The 4,631-nt window shown below is 33.8% G+C and carries 3 protein-coding genes; 2 read left to right on the top strand and 1 reads right to left on the bottom strand.

Annotated elements, in window-relative coordinates:
• A partial coding sequence (locus tag ACRC28_RS07995) for a DUF11 domain-containing protein (protein ID WP_438542930.1) occupies positions 1-993 on the top strand: 993 nt, incomplete at its 5' end.
• A 176-nt stretch (positions 994-1,169) separates the two neighbouring features.
• A complete protein-coding gene (locus tag ACRC28_RS07990) occupies positions 1,170-2,522 on the top strand; it encodes an MATE family efflux transporter (RefSeq protein WP_438542929.1) in 1,353 nt (450 codons plus the stop codon).
• Between the two features lie 173 nt (positions 2,523-2,695).
• Here the strand turns inward: ACRC28_RS07990 and ACRC28_RS07985 are convergent.
• The coding region (locus ACRC28_RS07985; RefSeq protein ID WP_438542928.1) for a glycine-rich protein at positions 2,696-4,631 on the bottom strand (1,936 nt) is incomplete at its 5' end.

The raw sequence follows: 4,631 nt of genomic DNA, 5'->3' as shown, positions 1-4,631 counted from the left end.
TATACAATAGTTCTAAATAATAGTGGAATCTTAAATGCAACTACAGCTACATTTATAGATACACTTCCAACAGATATAACATTAATACCAAATACGTTAAAGGTAGATGGTGTTTTAAATAATCAAACTTCAAATCCTTTAAATATTGATTTAAGTCCATTTAATTCAATGGAAGTAAAAACAATAACCTTTGATGTGCAAATCGTAAATACAATTCCTAGTATAAATCCAATAATAAATAAAAGCTTTGTAAATTATAATTATATAGATGATTCAGGTGTAGCTATAACTATGGATACTATAAGCAATGGTGTTGTTACAACTGTAGCTTACGGAAGTCTTGTCGCTAATAAGATAGTAGATAAAAGCTATGCAGAAGTTTTAGATGTGTTAACTTACACAATTCCGATACACTATAATGTAGGAAACATGAGTCTATATAATATAAAATTCATAGATACACTTCCAAGTGAAGTAACATTAAATAGCATAATGGTGGATGGAGTAACTGTAGTTGGAGGTCTTAGTAGCCCTGGAATAACAATTCCGACAATACCAGTAGGAGGAGTAAGTACAGTAAGTTTTAAAGTAACTGTAAATACAGTTTCAACTATAAATCCAATAGTAAATAGTAGTTATATAAAATATAGTTACACACAAGATCCAGGACAGCCATCTATAAATAGTGATTTAAACACAAATATAGTTCAAACAACTATTATAAATTCAAAGTTTGATATAAAAAAAATAGTAGATAAAAGCTTTGCAACAAACGGTGATACATTAACCTATACTATAGTTATAAAAAATATAGGAAATACAATTGGGAAAAATCTGAATTTTGTAGATACTATAGCAAATAGCTTAGCTTATATAAGTGGGACATTAAAGTTAAATGGAGCTTTAATAGGAGGAACACCAAGCAATATAAGTATAGGAAATGTATTAAGTGGGGAAACGGTAACAATTATATACCAAACAAAAATAAATTAAAAAATATTAAATTTATCCAGTAGTTATCAAAATAGCTTTAGACGGTAGCTACTAGATAGATTTAAAGTGGAGGAATTTATAGGTGGAGAGTATAAGTTGTTAAAAATATAAAGTTAAAGTATAATTGCTAAGAACTATGATATTAGTTTAAATTTAAAAATGAGGTGAAAATTAAAGTGAAAAAGATAAATCTAACAGAGGGTAATATAACAAAATCTCTGTTATCACTGTCTCTTCCGATTATAATGACAAACTTTATCCAAACAGCTTATGGAATGGTTGATATGATATGGATAGGTAGGCTTGGGAGCAATGCGGTTGCAGCTATAGGAACTGCAAGTTTCTTTATTAATCTATCATTTGCACTTGCAACTATAGTTTTAATTGGGACTGGGGTTAAATTATCTCATGCAATAGGAAAAGGGGAGCATGAGGATGAGCATACATATATAGATAATGGAATTATAATGATTGTTATTTTAGGAATTATATATATGATTTTTCTTATATTATTTAGAAAGCCACTTATAGATTTTTATAAGCTTGGAGATCCTTGGGTTACGCATATGGCTGAAAAGTATTTAGTAGTATCAGCTATTGGAATAGTTGTTATGTACCTAAATTCATTATTTACTATAATATTTAATTCCTATGGTAATAGTAAAATGCCTTTTAGGGCAAATACAACTGGATTTATATTTAACATAATCCTTGATCCAATATTAATATTTGGACTTTTAAATGTACCAAAGCTTGGAGTTATGGGAGCAGCCTTTTCAACTCTTATAGCAAGATGTATTGTTTTAGCAATATTTATATGGAAAGGTAGAGAACAAATTGGAGCATTTAAAGAGGGGATAAACTTTAAATTTGATAAAGCAAAGGAAGTTATAAAGCTTGGATTCCCTGTAACTATTCAAAGAGTAACATTTAGTCTTATATCAATAACAATAGGAAGAATAGTATCAGATTTTGGAGCAACAGCTATTGCAGTTCAAAAGGTTGGGGTACAGATTGAATCAGTATCATATGTGACAATAGGAGGACTTCAAGGTGCTATAAGTGCTTTTGTAGGACAAAACTATGGAGCAGACAAAAAGGAAAGAATAGTTGAAGGATATAAAAAAGCCTTAACTTTAACAGTGATTTTTGGAGGAACTGTAAGTTTAATATTTATACTTTTCCCCAAAATGATATTTAGTATATTCTTACCAGATCCTAGTGCTTTAGAGATGGGGGCTGGCTACATGAGAATACTTGGAGTTTCACAGGTGTTTATGTGCATGGAACTTTTAACAGTAGGGGCATTTAATGGAGTTGGAAAAACACATGTGCCACCATTTATAAGTACAACATTTAGCTTACTTAGAATACCTTGTGCTTTGATTTTATCAAGTAGTGCTCTTTTAGGACTTGATGGAATATGGTGGAGTATTAGCATTAGTAGTGTATTTAAGGGAGTTATATTAGTTAGTGGATTTGTGATGCTTATGAGGAAGTATAAGAGAGAATTTAAAATTAAAAATTAAAGGGGACTTGGCATCAAGTCTCCTTTTGTGCGGCTCAAAAATCATAGTAGAATTTTAAATTATAATGGTAGTCACAAGGGATTTTTTGTGGCTACAAATGTTGTATTGCCATAAGTATTATGGTAGAAGAGGAAAAAGTACGGGGATATCTTGTGATGTTCCCGCACTTTTTGTTAGCAGAGTATAGATACCATAAAGCTTAGTGTGATACTATCGTTTGGTGCTAAGTTTGGAAGTGTTATACCTAAAGATGGATTGGCAGATAAGTTTGGTACATTATTTATAGTAACTGAACTAGGTACAAATGATGTACCTTCTGGAATTGTATCTTTAAAGAGTAGATTGGTGGCTTGGATATTTCCTTTGTTTGGAATAACTATTGTATAAGTTAGTGTACTACCACAGGTTAAAAATACTTTATCTACTGATTTTGTAAAACCTGATAGATCTAAAATTGGAGCTAGGGTATTGACTGTATTTGTGGTAGAAGAACCAAAGGCTCCATTTACAATAGTAGTTTGTGTATAGTTATATTTTAAATATCCAGAGTTAGAGATTGTAGTTGTACTAGGAATTGATACTAATTGGGTCTTGAAAGAAACTGTTAATGTTCCATTAGCAGGAAGGGAAGTTACTGGGATTGTAATGCTTACACCTGGTGGATTAGGGTTTGCATTAGATAAAGTTGTTCCATTTACTGTTAACGAATTAGGAATATAAACAGTTTCTATAGGCACTGTATCTATAAAAACTAAGTTAGTAGCAGTTGTATTTCCTATATTTGAGTACACAAGTGTGTAAGTTAAAATAGTCCCAAGACTTGCAATAGTAGGTGTAACTATTTTAGAACTTAGTATTTTAGCAGAAACTAGAGTAGTTGTGACTTGATTTGAAATATATTTAAAGCTATTGTTGCTATAAGATGCCATGGCTTGATTCTTATATACAGAAGTGGTTAAAGTATCTAGGGTTACTTTAAAGCTTACAGTAAATGTGGCACCTTCAGGGATTGAATCTGGAAAAATAAAGCTTGGAATAGTAGGAGAGCCACTTACAGGTACACCATTAAAGGTCAAGCTTCCAGGAACAAATGTTGAATTAGTGGGAAGTGTGTCGGTAAAATTTGTATTTAAAACAAATCCAGGACCTGTGTTGTGAACAGTAATAGTATAGGTTATGGTATCGCCTAGATCAGCAAAAAGTTTATCGACTGTTTTATTTAAAATAAGGTCAGGTAAAACTGCTACAACTAAACCATTTCCAGACGGGTTAGCAAGGTTTGAAACACCAACACCAGAAATATAATCTTTGTCAGTAGAGTTGGGTGGTAGGATAAGTTGGGCAGTTGTAGGTTGTAGTGTAGCTGAAGTTAAAGCATTAAAAAGGACAGTCGTGTCGATAAAACCAGAGCCACCACCACCAGCTTGTTCTTCAGGTGAGGGATTGATTCCGGAAGCACCAGAGCCACCACCACCACCAAAGAAACCGCCACCACCGCCACCACCGTTTCCAGAGCTAACCTCTATTCCACCAGTTCCTCCAAGAAGAGAACTTCCATTTCCGCCTTTAGTAGAAGGAGTTCCAGTAATAGAACCACCAATACCACCAGCACTCTGAGTTCCACCAGTTGCAGGAACTAATATTGCATGAGCTCCAGCTGATGGTGAAATAAATTCATTATTTCCAGTAGAGCCACCACCATTACCACCTATATTTAAAGAGATAGAACCTGGACCTGCACCACCACCGCCACCAGCTATAATAAATTGAGTAGGGTTTCCAGTACGAGAGACTCCAGAACGCCCACCACCAGAAGAACCTAAGAATCCTGACGTTCCACCACCAGGACCACCACCTCCATAAGGCGAGACAGTACTTTGCACTTTACCGGCGGAACCTGTCATTATATTAAAAGAATCACCAGTAGAAACTTTAAGTTGACCTGTTGAATATCCGCCAGCACCAGCTAGAGAATTAAGGGCAACATTAGGACCACCAGCTGCTCCCCAAACCTTGAAAATAACATCTGTTACATCGGCAGGGATGATTAATGTTTGTGAACTACCCGTAAAGGGAAATTTAATTGAAGGCATTAAAAAAAACTCCTTT

It is taken from the genome of Clostridium sp., assembly GCF_051650885.1.
In the GTDB taxonomy this organism is placed as follows: Bacteria; Bacillota; Clostridia; order Clostridiales; family Clostridiaceae; genus Clostridium.
Note: the sequence above shows the minus strand (reverse complement) of the source record. Positions and strands in the feature narration are given on the sequence as shown.